At 71.5% G+C, this 18,121-nt stretch carries 17 protein-coding genes and 1 tRNA gene; 9 read left to right on the top strand and 9 right to left on the bottom strand.

Annotated elements, in window-relative coordinates:
- Positions 1-17 precede the first annotated feature (17 nt).
- The gene (locus tag LTT61_RS19895) at positions 18-932 is read left to right on the top strand and encodes an aminotransferase class IV (RefSeq protein WP_233015585.1); all 915 of its coding nucleotides are present in this window, start codon (positions 18-20) and stop codon (positions 930-932) included.
- On the opposite strand, the gene LTT61_RS19900 is transcribed toward LTT61_RS19895, so the two are convergent.
- A complete protein-coding gene (locus LTT61_RS19900; protein ID WP_233015586.1) occupies positions 933-2,261 on the bottom strand; it encodes a serine hydrolase domain-containing protein in 1,329 nt (442 codons plus the stop codon). It lies immediately after the preceding gene.
- Between the two features lie 289 nt (positions 2,262-2,550).
- Between LTT61_RS19900 and LTT61_RS19905 the strand changes: the two genes are divergently transcribed.
- On the top strand, positions 2,551-2,994 hold the full coding sequence (locus tag LTT61_RS19905; RefSeq protein ID WP_233015587.1) for a Fur family transcriptional regulator: 444 nt from the start codon (positions 2,551-2,553) through the stop codon (positions 2,992-2,994).
- Positions 2,991-4,454, top strand: coding sequence for a catalase (locus LTT61_RS19910; RefSeq protein WP_233015588.1), 1,464 nt, complete (start codon positions 2,991-2,993; stop codon positions 4,452-4,454). Before LTT61_RS19905 ends, LTT61_RS19910 begins: the two co-directional genes overlap by 4 nt.
- Before the next feature lie 520 nt (positions 4,455-4,974).
- Here the strand turns inward: LTT61_RS19910 and atzF are convergent.
- Both atzF and LTT61_RS19920 read right to left on the bottom strand, forming a co-directional pair.
- A complete protein-coding gene (atzF, locus tag LTT61_RS19915) occupies positions 4,975-6,693 on the bottom strand; it encodes an allophanate hydrolase (protein WP_233015589.1) in 1,719 nt (572 codons plus the stop codon).
- Between the two features lie 11 nt (positions 6,694-6,704).
- Positions 6,705-7,421 carry a GntR family transcriptional regulator gene (locus LTT61_RS19920; RefSeq protein WP_233015590.1) on the bottom strand — a complete coding sequence of 239 codons (717 nt, stop codon included), beginning with the start codon at positions 7,419-7,421 and terminating at the stop codon, positions 6,705-6,707.
- Between the two features lie 164 nt (positions 7,422-7,585).
- Here LTT61_RS19920 and LTT61_RS19925 point away from each other — a divergent pair, with 164 nt between their 5' ends.
- From LTT61_RS19925 to LTT61_RS19945, 5 genes are all read left to right on the top strand, one after another.
- Positions 7,586-8,311 (top strand): GNAT family N-acetyltransferase, encoded by a 726-nt coding sequence (locus tag LTT61_RS19925; RefSeq protein ID WP_233015591.1) that lies wholly within the window; start codon positions 7,586-7,588, stop codon positions 8,309-8,311.
- 32 nt (positions 8,312-8,343) lie between these two features.
- Positions 8,344-9,552, top strand: a complete 1,209-nt coding sequence (locus LTT61_RS19930) for a cytochrome P450 (RefSeq protein WP_233015592.1) — start codon at positions 8,344-8,346, stop codon at positions 9,550-9,552.
- The gene (locus LTT61_RS19935; RefSeq protein ID WP_233015593.1) at positions 9,549-10,133 is read left to right on the top strand and encodes a TetR/AcrR family transcriptional regulator; all 585 of its coding nucleotides are present in this window, start codon (positions 9,549-9,551) and stop codon (positions 10,131-10,133) included. The genes LTT61_RS19930 and LTT61_RS19935 overlap by 4 nt, the downstream gene beginning before the upstream one ends.
- 347 nt (positions 10,134-10,480) lie before the next feature.
- The gene (locus LTT61_RS19940; RefSeq protein WP_233015594.1) at positions 10,481-10,795 is read left to right on the top strand and encodes a hypothetical protein; all 315 of its coding nucleotides are present in this window, start codon (positions 10,481-10,483) and stop codon (positions 10,793-10,795) included.
- Positions 10,796-10,817: 22 nt separating this feature from the next.
- Entirely contained in the window at positions 10,818-11,402 is a 585-nt protein-coding gene (locus LTT61_RS19945) for a hypothetical protein (RefSeq protein WP_233015595.1), read from the top strand.
- Positions 11,403-11,408: 6 nt separating this feature from the next.
- Here LTT61_RS19945 and LTT61_RS19950 read toward each other — a convergent pair whose 3' ends face one another.
- The 5 genes from LTT61_RS19950 to LTT61_RS19970 form a co-directional block, all read right to left on the bottom strand.
- Entirely contained in the window at positions 11,409-11,876 is a 468-nt protein-coding gene (locus LTT61_RS19950; protein ID WP_233015596.1) for a hypothetical protein, read from the bottom strand.
- The gene (locus LTT61_RS19955) at positions 11,873-12,982 is read right to left on the bottom strand and encodes a MerR family transcriptional regulator (protein ID WP_233015597.1); all 1,110 of its coding nucleotides are present in this window, start codon (positions 12,980-12,982) and stop codon (positions 11,873-11,875) included. Before LTT61_RS19955 ends, LTT61_RS19950 begins: the two co-directional genes overlap by 4 nt.
- Before the next feature lie 100 nt (positions 12,983-13,082).
- Positions 13,083-13,156 (bottom strand) — tRNA-Pro (locus LTT61_RS19960).
- 61 nt (positions 13,157-13,217) lie between these two features.
- On the bottom strand, positions 13,218-13,964 hold the full coding sequence (locus LTT61_RS32670) for a hypothetical protein (RefSeq protein WP_269821769.1): 747 nt from the start codon (positions 13,962-13,964) through the stop codon (positions 13,218-13,220).
- 195 nt (positions 13,965-14,159) lie between these two features.
- A complete protein-coding gene (locus tag LTT61_RS19970) occupies positions 14,160-15,116 on the bottom strand; it encodes a metallophosphoesterase (RefSeq protein ID WP_233015598.1) in 957 nt (318 codons plus the stop codon).
- Between the two features lie 111 nt (positions 15,117-15,227).
- Between LTT61_RS19970 and LTT61_RS19975 the strand changes: the two genes are divergently transcribed.
- Entirely contained in the window at positions 15,228-15,692 is a 465-nt protein-coding gene (locus tag LTT61_RS19975) for a GatB/YqeY domain-containing protein (RefSeq protein WP_233015599.1), read from the top strand.
- 15 nt (positions 15,693-15,707) lie between these two features.
- Here the strand turns inward: LTT61_RS19975 and LTT61_RS19980 are convergent, their stop codons facing one another.
- Positions 15,708-18,071, bottom strand: coding sequence for a penicillin-binding protein (locus LTT61_RS19980; RefSeq protein ID WP_233015600.1), 2,364 nt, complete (start codon positions 18,069-18,071; stop codon positions 15,708-15,710).
- Positions 18,072-18,121: the final 50 nt, after the last annotated feature.

The following is an 18,121-nucleotide window of genomic DNA, read 5'->3' on the forward strand; positions in this document are numbered from 1 at the left end:
GCTGCTAGCCTGCGCCGATGGCGACTCCCCATCCCCAGGTCTTCTTCGGTGACCGGCTCGTCCCCGCCGCGGCGGCGACCGTCGGCGTCGCCTCGTCGGCGGTGCTGTACGGCCTGAGCGTCTATACCGTCTTCCCCGTGCACCGGACCGCTGGCACGCGCACCGCATTCCGGCTCGCGGATCATTTCCGCAGGCTGGAGGAGTCCTGCAAGATCATCGGGATCGACCGGTTCGCGCAGGAGTGGGACTACGCGCGCTTCGAGGCCACCGTGCGCGAGCTGATCGCGGCGAACGAACCGCGGGACGAGGTGTTCGTCCGGGCTACGGTGCACGTGGTGGAGTCGCTGCCGGGCACACGGGTGCGCGGCACGGCCATCGCGGTGAGCATGTTCGGCTACGACGCGGTGCCGATCGTCCCGCAGGACGGCATGCGGCTGAAAGCCAGCCCGTGGCGGCGCATTCCGGACAATGCCATCCCGTCACGGGCGAAGGTCAACGGCGCCTACGTGAACTCCGTGCTGGCCAAGCAGGACGCGATCGACTCCGGCTACGACGACTGCGTCTTCCTCGACGGCAACGGCCACGTCTGCGAGCTCAGCGCCGCCAATATCTTCCTGGTGCGCGGCGGCACGCTCATCACCCCCGACGTCAGCTGCGACATCCTGGACGGGATCAACCGCCGCACCGTGCTCACCCTGGCCGCCGAGGACGGCATCCCGGTGCTGGAGCGCACCGTCGACCTCACCGAGCTCTACATCGCCGACGAGGTCTTCGTCACCGGCACCTCAGCCGGCGTCGCGCCGGTGCTCGAGGTGGACGGCCGCATCGTCGGCGACGGTACGCCGGGGCCGATCTCGCAGGCGCTGCGCAAGCGGCACCACGCCGCGCTGCGCACCGACGACGCGCACGGCTGGCTCACCCGCCTGGACTGATCAGCGAATGCCCGGCGTGCGCGGGTCGGTGCCGAGGCAGGCCAGCACCGCGCACCCGGGCGGCGCGTCCGCGAAGGGCGCCGCGAGCGGGGCGCCGAGGCAGCTGAGCACGTTGCAGCCGGGGTAGGCGGCCGGGCCGATGCCGAAGACGGCGAGCAGCAGCGTGCTGTCGATGAACTCGCCCGGGTCCGTGGTGAGCGGCGGCTCCAGGTACGGGCCGGGGTCCGGCTCGCCGAGCGCGGGCAGCAGCCTGCGGAAGAACTCGTGCGGCAGCTCGGTGGTGTTCTGGATGATGCCGGTCGCCCCGTACCGGCTGACGTTCCCGTACGCGCCGGTCCACACCACCATGAGGTCCAGCTCGGGCAGCACGAAGACGTTCTGCCCGCCGAACCCGGCCATCGTGTACACCCCGGCGGGCAGGAAGTCCGGGGTCTCGGCGCACCCGGGGCCGAGCCAGAAGAGGTAGCCGTAGCACGCGTTCGCCGGTGACGGGGTGCGGGCCGCGTCCAGGTAGGCGGTGGAGACGAGCTGTTTTCCGGCCCAGCGGCCGTCGTTGCGCACCAGCATGCCGATCCGGGCCAGGTCGACCGGCGGGACGAACAGGTGCGCGTAGCCGTAGGTGGTGCCGGAGCGGTCGCGCGCCCAGTAGTAGTCGCCGCGCGGAATGCCGATCGGGTCGAAGAGCTCGCGCTGCGCGAACTGCTGCAGCGGCTCCCCGAGCGCCCGCTCGAGCACGAAGGTCAGCAGGTCGACGGTGCGCTGGCTGTAGCTGAAGGTGGTGCCGGGCTCGTGCTCGAGCGGGACGCCGAGCGCCTGCACGGCGCTGTTCGGGTCGATCGGGACGACGCCGGTCAGCCCCTCGGTGATCACCCCGACCCGCATGCCAGAGGTCTCGGTGAGCAGGTCGCGCACGGTGATGCCGCGGTGCGCGGCGTCGCCGAGCCCCGGCGGCAGGTAGCGGTCGATCGGGGCATCCAGCTCGATCAGCCCGCGGTCCGACGCCATGCCGGTGAGCATCGAGGTGACGCTCTTGGTCACGCTCCAGACGTTCCACGGCACGTGCCCGGTCTGCGCGTTGCCCGGCCCCTCGCCGATCAGGCAGTTGTGCCGGAAGACCTGGATGTTCAGCCGGTTGCGGCCGGCGGCGAAGTCGAGCGCCGCGGCCAGCTGCCCGCTGTCGACGCCGACGTCTTCCGGTGCGGCGCGGACGAATTCGCGGCCGGACGGCTCCGCGCACGAAGTCGCCGCCGCGGCGCTGCCGACGGCGACGTGCCCCGTCAGTAGCGCGAAGGCAGCGAGCAGTATCAGCCATGCCGACCGACGAGTCATGACGCAAAGGCTAGTCCGGCGGCGGCGGTGTCGAAACCGCAACACGGGGTAACCGTGGGAACACGAAAGTTGGGGTGTCGACGCCCGGCAAGCGCCTCTCGGCGGGTGGTCGCTCGCAGCGACGAATCAGATGCGGCCCGGGGCTGCCCAAGAGCGCCGACAGTCCCATTCAACCGCGGCCCGGCCGCCGATCTTCCGTAATCGGAGGTGACCTGCGCCACAGCCGCCCACCCTGTCTGGAAGAGTTAGTTTTCTTGACTAATTCCAAAAAAGGGGCATACTCGAACCCATGGACACCGAACCCCGCGACTGGCTGCGCCGGGCGAACCTGCGGGTGACCGCGCCTCGCCTGGCCGTGCTGGAGACGGTCGCCGCGCATCCGCACTCGGATGCCGACCGGATCGCCGCCGCCGTGCGGAGCTCGCTCGGCGCGGTCTCCACCCAGGCCGTCTACGACGTCCTGCGGGCCTGCGTGCGGGCCGGAATTCTGCGGCGCATCGAGCCGGCCGGCTCGGCGGCGCTGTACGAGACCAGGATCGGCGACAACCACCACCACCTGGTGTGCCGCGGCTGCGGCGCCGTCGCCGATGTGGACTGCGTCGCGGGGGCGGCCCCCTGCCTGCACCCGGACGACGCGCACGGCTTCGTCCTGGACGAGGCCGAGGTCGTCTTCTGGGGTCGCTGCGCCGCATGCGCCCGTTCCACCGACAGCCCGAGGAGGCTTCCGCTATGACCAAGCCGACCACGACCAACAGCGGTATCCCGGTCGAGAGCGACAACGAGTCGCTCACCGCGGGTACGCAGGGCCCGATCCTGCTGCACGACCACTACCTGATCGAGAAGCTCGCCCAGTTCAACCGGGAGCGGGTGCCGGAGCGGGTGGTGCACGCCAAGGGCGCGGGCGCCTACGGCGAACTGGTGGTGACCGGCGACGTCAGCCGCTACACCAAGGCCGCGCTGTTCCAGCCGGGTGCGCGCACCGAATCGCTGGTGCGGTTCTCCACCGTCGCCGGCGAGCAGGGCAGCCCGGACACCTGGCGCGACCCGCGCGGCTTCGCGGTGAAGTTCTACACCGAGGACGGCAACTACGACCTCGTCGGCAACAACACCCCGGTCTTCTTCATCAAGGACCCGATCAAGTTCCCCGACTTCATCCGCTCGCAGAAGCGGCTGCCAGGCAGCGGCCTGCGCGACCACCACATGCAGTGGGACTTCTGGACCCTGCGCCCGGAGTCGGCGCACCAGGTGACCTGGCTGATGGGCGACCGCGGCATCCCGAAGACCTACCGGCACATGGACGGCTTCGGCTCGCACACCTACCAGTGGATCAACGCCGCGGGCGAGCGCTTCTGGGTGAAGTACCACTTCAAGACCGACCAGGGCATCGACTTCCTGACCCAGGACGAGGCCGACCGGCTGGCCGGCGCGGACGCCGACTACCACCGCCGCGACCTCTGGGACGCGATCGAGCGCGGCGACTTCCCGAGCTGGACGCTGCACGTGCAGGTGATGCCGCTGGCCGAGGCCGAGGCGTACCGCTTCAACCCGTTCGACCTGACCAAGGTCTGGTCGCAGCGCGACTACCCGCTGATCGAGGTCGGCAAGTGGACGCTGAACCGCAACCCGGGCAACTACTTCGTCGACATCGAGCAGGCCGCCTTCGAGCCGTCCAACACGGTGCCCGGCATCGGCTTCTCACCGGACAAGATGCTGCTCGGCCGGGTCTTCGCCTACGCAGACGCGCACCGCTACCGGGTCGGGACCAACTACGCGCAGCTGCCGCCGAACCGGGCGCGCGCGGCCGAGGTGAACTCCTACTCCAAGGAGGGCGCCATGCGCTTCGACTACAACGACGCGAGCACCCCGGTCTACGCGCCGAACTCCTACGGCGGCCCGCACGCCGAGCCGGAGCGGGCGCCGGACGGCGGGATCTGGGATTTCGACCCGACCATGGTCAGGGCCGGGTACATCCAGCACGCCGAGGACGGTGACTTCACCCAGGCGGGCACGCTGGTCCGCGAGGTGCTCTCCGACGAGCAGCGCGACCGGCTGGTCGACAACATCGTCGGGCACGTGCTCGACGGCGTTCGGGAGCCGGTGCTGAGCCGGGTCTTCGAGTACTGGAAGAACGTCGACGCCGAGCTGGGCAAGCGGGTCGAGGGCGGCGTGCGCGCCGGGCTCGAGCAGGGCTGACCCGACCGGCGACGAGGGCGGGCGGTGCCAATGGCACCGCTCGCCCTCGTGCGTTCCACGGGGCCCGTCTAGAGCAGCCCCCACCAGTACAGAACGCAGGCGAGCACCCAGACGACCACGGTTTCCATCGCTTGCTCCACTCTTGTCGATGCTGCTGTCCTCCATCATTCCCCTCCGGGCCGTCCGCCGTTACGGCTCGCGAGAATTCCGGCATTTCCGGCCGCAAGGTCTTGTTAAGCGGCTCGAGAGCGGGGCGTCGCACAGTAGTTCCCGTACCGGATCGCTTCTGAGGGGTTGCGAAACGGGAACGAGGGGACGTCCGGCCGGACCGGTGCACGAGGGGTGATCGGTCCGGTCGGTTCGTCGGGGATTGACGCAGCAGGCTCTTCCGGGTGCTGAAGGAGCCGGCGCCGCGGGCGGCGGCCGACCGGCCACTGCCGAAGGTAACCGTTGCCGCCACTGCCCGACCCGTCCCGACCACACAGGACGGGCCGGTCCGCGGGAGGCCGGCCCACCGGCATCATCGTGCGGCGAGATACGCCTTCCAGCCGCCGTGCCCGGTGATGTCCGTGCCGGCCACCGCCGCGTCGTAGCCGCAGCCGAAGCCGACCACACTGCGCCCGTCCGCGAGATCGACGCTGTTCAGCGCCATGGGAGCGGGAAGCGCCGCGAGAAAGGCGCCGAGCCCGGCCTTCGACACCAGGAACAATTCGCCCGCGATCGGGGCGCCGAGCCCGGGCCCGTGCCGCACCAGCCCCGGCTTCGGCGGCACCGTGTCCAGCGCGGCCAGCCGGTAGGCGTCGGTGGTGGTGATCTCCCCGGCGAAGCGGGCGTGCAGCGCGGTGAGCTGGTGGTGCAGCGGCTGGCCGCGCAGGTGCGCGCCGAAGACCGCGAGCGGCACCGCGTCGGGGACGAGCAGCGGCGGCTCGTCCCCGGTGAGCAGCGCGGCGATGTCGACCGCGAGCTGGTCGGCGAAGGCGGGCACCACCGCCATCACGCCGAAGGGGAGCCCGGCAGCGGTCGGCAGGCCGGGCACCGCGACCGCGGCCATGTCGAGCAGGTTGCAGAAGTTGGTGAAGGTGCCCATGCGCCGGTTCACCGTGAGCGGGTCGGCCTCGATCGCGGCGATGGCCGGGTGCTCGGTCGTCGTCGGCAGCAGCAGCCCGGCGAAGCCGTCGAGCAGGGCGCCCGCCTCGGCCTTCGTGCGGGCCAGGGTGTCCAGGTCGGCGGCGAAGGCGGCGCCGCTCGGGGTGGCGGCGGCGCCGATGATGGCGGCGACGGTGGGGTCGACGCCCGCCGGGCCGGTCGCCAGGAATTCGCCGACCGCCGCGTACCGCTCGGCGACGATCGCGCCGTCGTAGAGCAGCCGCGCGGCGTCGAGCAGCGGCGCGATATCGACCTCGGTCGGCTCCGCGCCGCGTTCGCGCAGCAGCCGCAGCGTGCGCTCGAAGGCGTCGCGGTACTCGGGGGCGAGCGCGGCGAGGTTCGCGCCGGTCGGTACCGCGATCCGGGGGGCGGCGGCCAGCGGGACGTCGGCGGGCCAGCTCCGGCTGCGCGGGTCGCGCGGCTCCGGACCGGCCATGACCCGGATGGCGGCGACCGCGAGCGGGAGTCCGGCGGCGAAGACGGTGACGGCGTCGAAGTCCGCGCAGGCGGGAAGCACGCCGTGCGCGGGCACGATGCCGAGCGTCGCCTTGATCCCGACGATGCCGTTCAGCGCGGCGGGCACCCGGCCGGAGCCCGCGGTGTCGGTGCCGATCCCGATATCGGCGATGCCGAGCGCCACCGCCACCGCCGAGCCGGAGCTCGAACCGCCGGAGACCAGCTCGGGGTGGTGCGCGTTGCGGACCGCGCCGTACGGGCTGCGGGTGCCGACCAGGCCGGTGGCGAACTGGTCCAGGTTGGTCTTGCCGAGCAGCACCGCGCCCGCCGCGGTCAGCCGCTCGATCGCGGCGGCGGTCTCGTCCGGGGTCCGGGCGAAGCCGGGGCAGGCGGCGGTGGTCGGCACCCCGGCCACGTCGATGTTGTCCTTCACCGCGACCAGCAGCCCGGCCAGCGGCAGCGCCTCCCCGGCGGCCAGCCTGGCCTGCACCGCGGCGGCGTCGGCGCTGACCTCGGCCTCGGGGCGGAGGGTGATCCAGACCTCCGGCCGGTCCACCTCGGCGATCCGGCGGTAGGCGGCGCGCACCCGGTCGACCGGCGACGGGTGCAGGGCGGTTTCGTCGAGCAGGGCGGTCATGGCGGCTCCGATCAGGGGGTGCGGTCGGTGGCCAGCGACATCGCCGCGACGGCCTTGGTCACGCGGTCCAGGACGACGTCCAGCGATTCGCCGATGTGGGTGTGCAGCAGGCGATACGCCAGCGCGAGCTCGTCGGCGAGCACCGCGTCGAGGATGCCGAGGTGCTCGGCGATGGTGGTCTCGATCCGGTTGTTGACCATGAAGTCGTACATCCGCACGTGCCGGATCCGGGAGTTGACCTGCACCAGCGCGCGCACCAGCTCGGCATTGCCCGACGCCGTCAGCAGCGTCACGTGGAACTCCTCGTCCCTGACCACGAACCCCGGCTGCTGCTCCGGCGGGTCGGCGCGGAGCTCCAGCCAGCGCTCCCGCTCGGCGCTCAGCGCGGCGTGGTCGTGCCGGACCGCCGGATTGGTCATGGCGCGCTGGATGCCGCCGAGCTCCAGCGTGATGCGCAGCTCGTAGAGGTCGCGGATGAGCGGGATGCTCGGCCGCACCGGGCTGAAGCCGTACTCCGCGCGCTGCAGCAGCCCGTCCGAGCAGAGCACCGTCAGCGCCTCCCGGATCGGGGTCCGGGAGATGCCGAAGCGCGCGGAGAGCTTGGGCTCGGTGAGCCGCTCGCCGAAGGTGATGTCACCGTTCATGAGTTCGCTGCGCAGCGCCTCGTAGACCACATCCCGCAGCGGGCGCCCGGCGGCGTCCGCGAGCGTGCTCAACCGTGTCGACATGGCTGTATACGCTATGGACGCCGTGTTTCGCCGGTGTGACGGTGCTGCGGCGGGAAGGTAAGCGGTTGCGCACCCGGCCGGAGAATTCGCTCGCGTTTCCGCGCCGCGCCCGCGATTGTTTGCGTGTGCTTTCACCTGTACCGGAAAACGATATCCCCGCCCGGATGGCCGCGAACCTGGCCGAGCACGCGGCGCACCTGCACCGCGGGCTGCCCGGCGCCCGCGTCCTCGAATCCGGCGACGTCACCATCGCGGACAGCGGCCTCGCCGACGACACCTTCAACCAGATCGTCGGGTTCGCCGACGCCCGGCGCATCGAGGAGGTGGCGGCGCTGGTCCGCGCGACCGGGCGGCCGTTCTCCTGGTGGTCGCAGTCGGCGGAGCTCGGCGCCGCGCTGACCGCGGCGGGCTGGACCGCGACCGAGACCGAGACCGCCATGTGGGCCGAGCTCGGCGAGCTGCCGCCGATCCCGGATGTGCTCACAATCCGGCCCGTCCGGGAGCGGGGCGAGCTCGCCGACTACGCCGCGGTGCTCGCCGCCAACTGGGAGCCGCCCGCCGCGACGGTCCCGCACTTCTACGACCTGGCCGCCGCGGCGGCGCTCGCGCCGGACTGTCCGGCCCGCTACCTGGTCGGCTCCGTCGGTGATCGCGCGGTCTGCGCGGCCGAGGTCTTCCGGTTCGCCGGGGTCGCCGGCATCTACAACATCAGCACGCGTGCGGGGTACCGGCGGCGCGGCTTCGGCGGCGCCATGACCCTGGCGGTGCTGCACGCCGCGCGCGAGAGCGGTTATCGCACGGCGGTGCTGCAGGCTTCGGCGGACGGCGAGCCGGTGTACCGCAGGCTCGGGTTCCGGGCGGCCGGGGAGTTCACCGAGTACGCACTCTAGACACATAGTGCGATCTGTCTTATCTTCGGGACATGTTGGTCGATGAGTCTCGCGCCGTGTTCCAGCCCTGCTCCGGTTCCACCTGGGCCGAGCCCTGGCCGATGTACCGGGCGCTGCGCGAGCACGACCCGGTGCACCACGTGGTCCCGGCCCGGCCGGAGCACGACTACTGGGTGCTCACCAGGCACGCCGACGTCTACGCGGCGGCGCGGGACACGGCCACCTTCTCCTCGGGCCAGGGGCTGACCATCGAGTACGGCGAGCTCGAGCAGATCGGGCTGACCGCGAATCCGCCGCTGGTCATGCAGGATCCGCCGCAGCACACCGAGTTCCGCAGCCTGGTCGCGCGCGGGTTCACGCCGCGGCGGGTGGAGGCGCTGGAGCCGATGGTGCGCGCCTTCGTCCGGGAGCGGCTGGAGCTGCTCGCCGACGGCGGCGACATCGTGCGCGCGCTCTTCAAGCCGCTGCCGAGCATGGTGGTCGCCTACTACCTCGGCGTCCCGGAGGAGGACCGCGCCCGCTTCGACGGCTGGACCGACGCCGTGGTCGCGGGCGGCATCTCCGGCAGCGAGCAGGCGCGCGCGGCCTCCATGGAGATGGTCGGGTACTTCGCCGAGCTCATCAAGCGCAGGCGCACCGATCCCGGCGACGACACCGTCTCGCTGCTGGTGCAGGCCGGGCTCGGCGCCACCGACGACGACGGCACCGGGCTGGTGCAGCTGCTCGCCTACACCTGGACCATGGTCGCGGGCGGCAACGACACCACCACCGGCCTGCTCGGCGGCGCGGTGCAGCTGCTGCACCGCAACCCCGTGCAGCGCGCGCGGCTGGTGCGCGAACCGGAGCTGATCCGCGCCGCCGTCGAGGAGTTCCTCCGGCTCACCGCGCCGGTGCAGGGGCTGGCGCGGACCACCACCCGCGACGTCGAGATCGCGGGCGTCACCATTCCGGCGGGCCGTAAGGTGCTGCTGGTGTACGGCTCCGCCAATCGCGACGAACGGGTCTACGGCCCCGACGCCGCCGACCTCGACATCCACCGCAACCCGCAGAAGCTGATGACCTTCAGCCAGGGCCCGCACCACTGCCTCGGCGCCGCCGCCGCGCGCATGCAGGCGCGGGTCGCGCTGGAGGAGCTGCTCGCCCGCTACCCCCACTTCGCCGTCGACCCCGACGGTGTCGAGTACGCCGACGGCCCGTACGTGCGGCGCCCCACCCGCGTCCCGTTCCGGAGCGTGGCGTGAGCGACTGGCTGAGCGGCCGGCGCACCGAACTCGCCGCCGACCGCATCCTGGACGGGGTGCGCAGCCTCTTCCGCACGCGCGGCCTGACCGGGGTCTCCGGGGTCGGGATGGCCGAGGTGGCCGCGGCGGCGGGCTGTTCCCGCGCCACCCTCTACCGCTACTTCCCGAACCGGCAGGCGCTCTTCGTCGCCTTCGCCGACCGGGAGGCGCAGCGGGTGGTGGCGCGGGTCTGGCGCGAGCGCGGCGCCGTCACCGACCCCGCCACCGCCCTGCTCGACACCCTGCTCGCGGTGCTCGCCGCCGTGCGCGGCACCGAGTACCTCGCCGTCTGGTTCGAGCCGGTGAACGCGGGCGTCGTCGCCCAGCTGGCCGACTCCTCCGACGCCGTCGAGGTGCTCGCCGGCCAGTTCGTCGCGAGCCTCCGCCCCGACCTCGACCCCGACGCCGCCCGCCGCCTCGGCCGCTGGCTGGTGCGCAGCGTGGTCTCGCTGCTCACCATGCCCGCCGAGCCGGACGAGGAGCGCGAACTCCTGCGCGCCTTCGTCGTCCCGTTCCTGGCCGGCGAGCGGATCCCGGCCTGATCAGCGCGGACTTGGATGACTCCGACGGCAATCCTCTATTCTGCAGCACCGGTGTATAGCCGGGTTTACATCGTTACCCCGTAGCGTTCCGGGCGCCGGTGCCGGTGTCGCACCGTGGTGGCGCGACGTAAATGCTCGCGAGGTATCGCTCGTCGGAACCGGTCGGTTCGCATCGCGAGCATCGAGCGCAGCGAGACTTGTTCGTGCGCTGAGTATTTCGCCCTTAGGTTGAGGTGGTGATGAGGTGGGGAAAGGGTTGGTGGGAGCAGGAGGCCGATCAACCCAGACAATATCCAAGGGGGGCTTGTGTCACGCACTGCGGCAAAGAACCCGACAGGTTTCCGTCCGTGCCGCGCTGGCACCGAGAATTCGCGCTTTCGGTCGTCGGCGGAAAGTTGGATGTCGAGAAAGCGGTCTACGCGGCCTTCGGGCGGTCGTATCTTCCCGGTGACATCGTTCGGTACTTCAAGGTCGGCGAGTTGCAGGACAACGAGTACTGGGTCTACCAGTGGCCGACTCGCCGCAATCCGCAGCACGGACGGGTGTCGGCGCCGGTGCGGGGCGACTGTGTCGACGAGCATAGAGCCTGGTGGGAGAGGTCAGATCGTGTCAAACTGTCGAAGTTGATCGCAGGTCCGGAGGTCGAGCATGTTCCGCTCTGAGCGTCGTGCCCCTTTCGCCTGGATGCGCGATATCGCGATCGGGGAGTTCGAGCGGGATCTCCGCGTGGTCCCCCTGAACGGCCTCTCCGCGATGGCGAAGCTGCCCAGGGGCGCATTACTCAACTGGGTTTTCGACCAACCCGATGAGGAGTCCACCTATCATCTCTTCGTTTACCTGACCGCCAGGGAATCGCAGAAGGTCTACGAGGCTCCCTACGACCGGGGAATGCTGGAGGTCGTGCGTGGAAAGCTCGCGAATCGCGGCGCGATCCTGGCGGTGGTTCGCGGTGTCGACGCCGACATCGTCACGAGGCGGTATGTGATCCCGGCCGATGGCCTCGAACACGAGTTCATCGCCGACCTGATGATCGCGGCGAAGACGGTTCTGGAGTACTCGGAATCGGTCAAGGCAGGTGCGGAAGCCGAGATCACTCGGCTCGGTGGGCCCCGCATCGAATTCGCCGAGGCGAGTGCGGTCCGTCCTTCGAGTGCCCACCGTTCCGAGACCGATTCCTACCTGACCCGCCTGCGTACGTCGGCCGCGCAGGATCGGGAGCGAAGGGACGCGCAGAACGTGCGGACGATCATGCGGGGCACCTTCGCCTGAGCGAGCTCAGCGCTTGCTCGTATCGCACCGCTCGATCGCCGCGCCGACGCCGTCGATGGCGCCGCGGATGAGGTCGCCGTACGGGTCGGGGCCGAGGGCGGGGGCGTGCTGCCTGGCCAGGGCGAGGTGTTCGGCGGCGGTGGGGAAGGAGCCGAGGCGGCGGTAGTCGTCGGCGAGGTTGAGGTGCAGGGAGGGGTAGAAGCCGGCGATGCGTAGACTGTTGTGCTGCTCCTTCACCCGGTCGTCGGTGATGGTGTCGGCGGCGTCCAGGGCGCGGATGTTCCAGGCGAGGGCCTGGGCCGGGTCGTCGTAGAGGTCGGCGAGGTAGTGCGCGAGGGTGCAGCGGTGCAGTGGGTCGCCCGCGGGGCCGATCTCGCCCCAGAGCTCGAGCAGGGCGGTGCGGGCGGCACCGGTGTCGCCGTCACGGCCGGTGCCGACGGCGGCGAGGATGGCGGTCATGGTGGGGTCGGTCATGGGGTTCCGTTTCGGGGGTGGACGGGCATGGCGAGGGTGGTGAGGTCGCCGCGGTCGGCGGAGCGGAGGGTGATCGGCTGGGTCGGGCCGCGCAGGTCGAGCAGGAGTTCCGGGCCGATCGCGGTGGCGACGGCCGGGTGCAGGGTGGCGGGGTCGAAGTGCAGGGTGCACGGGGTGCCCGTGACGGTCGCAGGTAGCGCGGTGCCGCCGACGCGCAGCTCGCCGGTTCCGCCGGAAGCGAGTTCGCTATCGACGGGGTCGCGGACAGCGGATGGCGAGGTGGCGCCGGGCGCGCCTCCGGCGGCTGCGCGCAGTTCGATATCGCTGCCCCGGTGCTCTTCGAGCGCGCGGAGCAGGGCGTCCCGGCCGACGGTCACCCTGGTACCGACGGCAGCGAGCGTGGCGAGCATGCCGCGGTAGTCCGGGAATTCCTCCGGCAGGATGCGGCAGCTCTGCGCACCGAGCCCGAGGCGGTGCGCGGTGGCGCGCAGCGTGACCACCGGCGTGCGCCGAATGTCCGGCACCGCCGCCCGCAGATCGACCCCGGCGACAGTCCCCGCCCAGCTCGAAGCGGGTGCCTCGGCCGGGGCGATGCTCCGGGTCGAGAGCCGATACCGGTCGGTGGCGGTGAGGATCACCGCATCCGGCAGCGCCTCCACGCAGACCCCGTTGAGCACCGGCAGCCCCGGGTCGACGGCGGTGGCCGCGAGCACCTGCTCGATCGCCGCCGCCAGCACCGGCCCCCGCACCGCCCCGATCGCCACCTCCGGCGCGCCACCGAACGCCGCCTCCAACTCGGCGGCGGTCCGCTGAGCGAGCACCGCCTCCGCCGCCACCGCTTCCGCGTGCTCGCGGACCAACCGCACCGCCTCCGCCGGATCCCCCTCGAGTACCAGGAGCACCGGCGCCAGCGGCATCCCGATCTCGCGCAACCGGCGCAGCACCCCGGCTCGCTCGACCTGCTCCCCGGCGTAGTACCGATACCCGGTCGCCGCATCCACCTCGGCGGGCAGCAGCACCCCGGTGTCCGCGTAGAAGCGCAACGCGCTGGCGGTGAGCCCGCTGCGGCGCGCGAATTCTCCGATCGGCATGAGTTCGTCCGGCATGCGGCCATCATGGAGCTTCGAGCGACTCGAAGGTCAAGTCGCAAAAAAAGGCCCTGATCTGTGTACACAGATCAGGGCCTTCGTGTCTCAACCACACGAGTCGGGGTGACAGGATTTGAACCTGCGACCTCTTCGTCCCGAACGAAGCACGCTACCAAGCTGCGCCACACCCCGGGGAGGAGAACCTGAAGTAGCTTACAACAGGGGGCCTCCGGACGTTAAACCGGCAGGTCAGTCAGGGTTCGTAGGGGCGGATGGAGCTGAAGACGCGCTTGGCTCCGGCGGCGTCGAGTGCGTGCGGGACGCCGGTGTCGGCGGCGATCACCATGACGAAGCTGCCGTTGGTGCTGGGAGCGGCCCAGGTGTAGACGGAGTACTCGGCGGCGCAGCCGGGGGCGGGCCGGGCGATCCGGCCCCTGGTCTCGACGAACATGCCCTGCTGGCCGCCGTCGATGGAGCGCAGCGGCTCGGCGGGGGCGGCGGTGCCGGGGTCGGCGTAGGCGAGGCGGGCGGCTTCGGCGCCGACGGCGGTGGCCGCGGCGGCGGAATCGGCGTCGGCGGCGGCGGTGAGGAAGGAGACGGTGCGGGTGGAGCCGGGGCAGTAGTCGCGGCCGTCGGTGGCGTAGCCCTTGCCGGTGAGCGCGTCCGGGGCGCGGCCGAACCCGGCGACGGTGTCCGCGGGGGCGATGTGCCAGCCCGCGGGGACGTCGTAGGCGGCGTCCCGGTCCGGCGCGGCGACCACCTGGTAGCCGGGGAGCACCGGCGGCGGCGCCGCGACGCTGGCGGGCGCCTCGCTGGTGAGCGCGCTGACCAGCGAGGGGCCGTCGGCCGGGGCATCCGAGCCGCGGGCGACGGCGACGGCGGTGGCGGCGGCCGCGAAGACGAGCACGACGGCGCCCGCGGCGGGCAGGGTCCGGCTCTGCCCGCTCGGCCCGGTCCGGTACTGGGCGAGGAAGGCGTCGAAATCGTGCGGCGGCGGCACGGCGGGCCGCTCCGGGTCACGCTCCCGGACGGCGGTGGCGTGCCACGAGCCGGATCCGTCCGAAAACGTCGATCCAGCGATCGGCGTAACCCGGTTCACCGCACCGGAATCCGGTCGCGCCCCCGGTAGTCCCTGCACATGGTTGTCCGCCACTGTCCCGTCCCCCTGCCTGACGTTCGGCCTCGGGACGCGACCTTAGCGGGCGACTGCCTCCGAAGCCGAACGGCCGTAGCCGATCTCGGTCTGCTCGGCCGGCGCGGCGACGAGGGTGAGCAGCGTGGCCTCCGGTCGGCAGCAGAAGCGGTACGGCGCCCACGGCGAGGTGCCGATACCGGCCGAGACGTGCAGCTTGGTGTGCTCGCCCCAGCTGGACGGGCCCTTCACCCGGGAGCGGTCGATGCCGCAATTGGTCACCAGCGCACCGAAACCGGGCACGCAGAGCTGGCCGCCGTGCGTATGGCCCGCCAGCACCAGGTCGTAGCCGTCGGCGGCGAAGCGATCCAGGACCCGGGGCTCGGGGGAGTGGGTGACCCCGATTCGCAGGTCCGCCAGCGGATTCGGCGGTCCGGCGATGGTGTCGTAGCGGTCGCGCCGCAGGTGCGGGTCGTCCACCCCGGCGGTGGCGATCCGGATGCCGCCGACCTCGAGATCGCGGCGCACGTGCGTGAGGTCGAGCCAGCCGCGCTCGTTGAACGCGGCGCGCAGATCCTGCCAGGGCAGCGGCGCGCCGTAGGTGCGGCGGTGGTTCTTCTCGAAGTACTTGAGCGGGTTCTTCGGCACCGGCGCGAAGTAGTCGTTGCTGCCGAACACGAAGAGCCCGGGGCGGGAGAGCAGGCTGCCGAGCGACTGCACGACGGCGGGCACCGCCTTCTGGTGCGACAGGTTGTCGCCGGTGTTCACCACCAGGTCCGGCTCCAGCCGGTCCAGGTCACGCAGCCACTGCTGCTTGAGCTTCTGGTTCGGCGTCATGTGCAGATCGCTGATGTGCAGGATCCGCAGCGACGACGACCCGGGCCGCAGCACCGGCATGGTCGTCTCCCTGAGCACGAAGGCATTGCGCTCGACGAGGGAGGCGTAACCGATTCCGGCGACCGCGGCTCCCGCGGCCACCGTTGCGGCGCGTCCGACGGCGGAGGTCGTGATGACGGGCATTTGCCCAGCATAGGTGAGCAGCCCCGGTCCTGCCCCGTGTGTTCTCGCACAGCGGGTGCCACGAGCGCAAATGCGCTGGGAGCCGGGTGCGGGACGGGCTAGCGTGGGGGTATGTCGGAACTGAAGTCGCAGCTGCGGGCGGATCTCACCACCGCGCTGAAAGCCAAGGACACCCTGCGTCTGGGCACCGTCCGGATGCTGCTCGCCGCGATCCAGCACGCCGAGACGGCCGGCTCCGCGGCGCGCGAACTCTCCGACGCCGAGGTGATCTCCGTGCTGCAGAAGGAGGCGAAGAAGCGCAGCGAGGCCGCGGAGGTGTACGCCCAGAACGGCCGCGGCGAGCTCGCCGCCAACGAGCACGCCGAGGCCAGGATCATCGACGAGTACCTGCCGACGCAGCTCTCCGAGGCGGAGGTGGCCGATGTCGCCGACACCGCCATCGCGCAGGTCGCCGAGGAGCTCGGCGAGCGGCCCGGCATGCGGCAGATGGGTCAGGTCATGAAGATCGCCACCGCCATCGCCGCGGGCAAGGCGGACGGCTCCCGGATCTCGGCCGCGGTCAAAGCCCGGCTCTGAGCCCGGCCCCGCGTGCTAGCGGGGGATCGGGATCGGGATCGGAATGGGCGGAAGCCGCAGCGGCGGCAACCCGGGAGCAACCGGCACGGGGGCGGGCGCGGGCGCTGGGCTCGGCGCCTGCCGCTGGGTGCCGTCGCTCACGTAGATGGTGATCACCGACCCCGGGATGGCCGACCCGTTCGGCGCGGTGCCCATCACCGTCCCCTTCGGCGTCGCGCCGCCCTGCGTCACCGCGGTGACCTGGAACCCGGCCCTGGTGAGCGCCGAGGTGGCGTCGCCCTGGGACATGTTGCTGACGTCGGGCACCTGCGCCTGGTTCGACCCGCGCACGTACTTGTCGTCCAGCGGCGGCAGCGCGGGCGGCGGGTACTGCCCGAGCACCGGCTTGATGGCGTTGAACCAGGTGCGCGCGGGCTCGTTGCCGCCGAAGAGATCACCGCTGCCGCAGTTGCGCAGCGGGAAGGAGCAGATCTCGCCGGGGGTCGGGCTGTCGCCGTAGACGTAGACCGCGGCGGCCAGTGAGTTGGTGAAGCCGAGGAAGCCGGAGGAGCGGTGGCTCTCGGTGGTGCCGGTCTTGCCGGAGGCGGGCGCGTTCCACCCGGTGGCCCGCGCCGAGCCCGCGGCGGTGCCCTCGGTGTCGTCCTTGCCCATGGCGTTCGCCAGGGTGTTCGCCAGCCCCGGCTCGACCACCTGCTCGCAGGCCTGCTGGGTGAGCGGCACCTGCTTGCCCTGGCGGTCGACGACCTCGCGGATCGGCGACGGCGGGCACCAGCGGCCGCCGGAGGCCAGCGTGGCGGCGACGTTGGAGAGCTCCAGCGGGTTGATCGCGACCGGGCCGAGGGTGAAGGAGCCGAGATTCTGCTCCTTGACCATGTCGGCCAGGCTCTGGTTGCTGAACCCGGAGGTGCCCGCCTCGGTGTACGAGCGCAGCCCGAGCCGGACCGCCATGTCCACCGTCGGCGCCACCCCGACCGCCTGGATCAGCTTGACGAAGGTGGTGTTCGGCGAGGTCGCGAGCGCCTCGGTGACCGAGAGCGGCGACTTGTACTTGCCCGCGTTCTCCACGCAGTAGGTGGCCGCCGGGCAGCCGCGGGCGCCGCCGTTGCCCATGCCCTTGGCCTCGAACCGGTTCGGCACGTCCAGCTGGGCGTTGATGCCGAGCCCCTTCTCCATCGCGGCGGCGGTGGTGAAGAGCTTGAAGATCGAGCCGGCGCCGTCGCCGACCATGGAGTACGGCTGCGGCTGCACGGTCTCGTTGGCGTCCGGGTCGAGGCCGTACCGCCTGCTGCTCGCCATGGCGACCACGTCGTGCGAGTTCTCGCCGGGCGCGACCACCGACATGACCTCGGCGATGTTCGCCAGGTTGGGGTCGGCGGCGGCGCTGACCGCGTCGCGCACCGAGTCCTGCACGGCCGGGTCGAGCGTGGTGCGGATCAGGTACCCGCCCTTGTCCACCTGCTCCCGGCTGATCCCGGAATTGGCCAGGTACTGCAGCGCGTAGTCGCAGAAGAAGCCGCGGTCGTTGGCGGCGATGCAGCCGCGCGGCAACCCCTTCGGCTCGGGCAGCACGCCGAGCGGCTCGGTCTTGGCCGTGCGGAACTCGTCGGCCCGGCTCGGGATGTTCTGGATCATCGTGTCGAGGACGGTGTTGCGCCGCTGCAGCACGCCCTCCTTGTTGGTGTACGGGTTGAGCTTCGACGAGCTCTGCACCATGCCGGCGAGCATCGCCGACTGCGCGACGTTCAGGTCGGCGGCGTCGACGCCGAAGTAGGTCTGCGCCGCGTCCTGGATGCCGTAGGAGCTGTTGCCGAACGGGACCAGGTTCAGGTAGCGGGTGAGGATCTCGTCCTTGGTGAGCTCGCGGTCGAGGGTGAGCGCCATCCGGATCTCGCGGATCTTGCGCGCGGGGGTGGTCTCGATGGCCGCGCGGCGCTCGGCGTCGGTCTTCGCGACGACGAGCAGCTGGAAGTTCTTCACGTACTGCTGGTCCAGCGTGGAGGCGCCCTGCTGCACCTCGCCGCTGGCGGAGTTGGTGAGGAATGCGCGCAGCGTGCCCTGCCAGTCGACGCCCTCGTGCTCGGCGAAGCGGCGGTCCTCGATCGAGACGATCGCGAGCTTCATGTTGTTGGAGATCTCGTCGCTCGGCACCTCGAACCGGCGCTGCTCGTACAGCCAGGCGATCGGGTTGCCCGCGGTGTCGACCATGGTGGAGACGGCGGGGACGGTGCCCTCGACCAGCTCGGCGGACACGTTGTCGACGGCATCGGCGGCACGGTTCGAGACGAAACCGAATCCACCGGCGAGCGGGAACAACAGCCCCGCGACGAGCACGGCGGCGAGCACGCAGCTGCCGGCCAGTTTCGCGAGTGTTCGTGTCATCGGCACGGAGGCAAGACTACGGGGTGGGCAGGACCCGCCTGCGAGGTGCG

The organism is Nocardia asteroides (assembly GCF_021183625.1).
Lineage (GTDB): Bacteria > Actinomycetota > Actinomycetes > Mycobacteriales > Mycobacteriaceae > Nocardia > Nocardia asteroides_A.

What these genes read in the sequence shown, in the direction of transcription:
- LTT61_RS19895 (WP_233015585.1), top strand. Translation starts at nt 18, where the DNA reads ATGGCGACTCCCCATCCCCAGGTCTTCTTCGGTGACCGGCTCGTCCCC.
- LTT61_RS19900 (WP_233015586.1), bottom strand. Translation starts at nt 2,261, where the DNA reads ATGACTCGTCGGTCGGCATGGCTGATACTGCTCGCTGCCTTCGCGCTA.
- LTT61_RS19905 (WP_233015587.1), top strand. Translation starts at nt 2,551, where the DNA reads ATGGACACCGAACCCCGCGACTGGCTGCGCCGGGCGAACCTGCGGGTG.
- LTT61_RS19910 (WP_233015588.1), top strand. Translation starts at nt 2,991, where the DNA reads ATGACCAAGCCGACCACGACCAACAGCGGTATCCCGGTCGAGAGCGAC.
- atzF (WP_233015589.1), bottom strand. Translation starts at nt 6,693, where the DNA reads ATGACCGCCCTGCTCGACGAAACCGCCCTGCACCCGTCGCCGGTCGAC.
- LTT61_RS19920 (WP_233015590.1), bottom strand. Translation starts at nt 7,421, where the DNA reads ATGTCGACACGGTTGAGCACGCTCGCGGACGCCGCCGGGCGCCCGCTG.
- LTT61_RS19925 (WP_233015591.1), top strand. Translation starts at nt 7,586, where the DNA reads ATGGCCGCGAACCTGGCCGAGCACGCGGCGCACCTGCACCGCGGGCTG.
- LTT61_RS19930 (WP_233015592.1), top strand. Translation starts at nt 8,344, where the DNA reads ATGTTGGTCGATGAGTCTCGCGCCGTGTTCCAGCCCTGCTCCGGTTCC.
- LTT61_RS19945 (WP_233015595.1), top strand. Translation starts at nt 10,818, where the DNA reads ATGCGCGATATCGCGATCGGGGAGTTCGAGCGGGATCTCCGCGTGGTC.
- LTT61_RS19950 (WP_233015596.1), bottom strand. Translation starts at nt 11,876, where the DNA reads ATGACCGACCCCACCATGACCGCCATCCTCGCCGCCGTCGGCACCGGC.
- LTT61_RS19955 (WP_233015597.1), bottom strand. Translation starts at nt 12,982, where the DNA reads ATGCCGGACGAACTCATGCCGATCGGAGAATTCGCGCGCCGCAGCGGG.
- LTT61_RS19970 (WP_233015598.1), bottom strand. Translation starts at nt 15,116, where the DNA reads ATGCCCGTCATCACGACCTCCGCCGTCGGACGCGCCGCAACGGTGGCC.
- LTT61_RS19975 (WP_233015599.1), top strand. Translation starts at nt 15,228, where the DNA reads ATGTCGGAACTGAAGTCGCAGCTGCGGGCGGATCTCACCACCGCGCTG.
- LTT61_RS19980 (WP_233015600.1), bottom strand. Translation starts at nt 18,071, where the DNA reads ATGACACGAACACTCGCGAAACTGGCCGGCAGCTGCGTGCTCGCCGCC.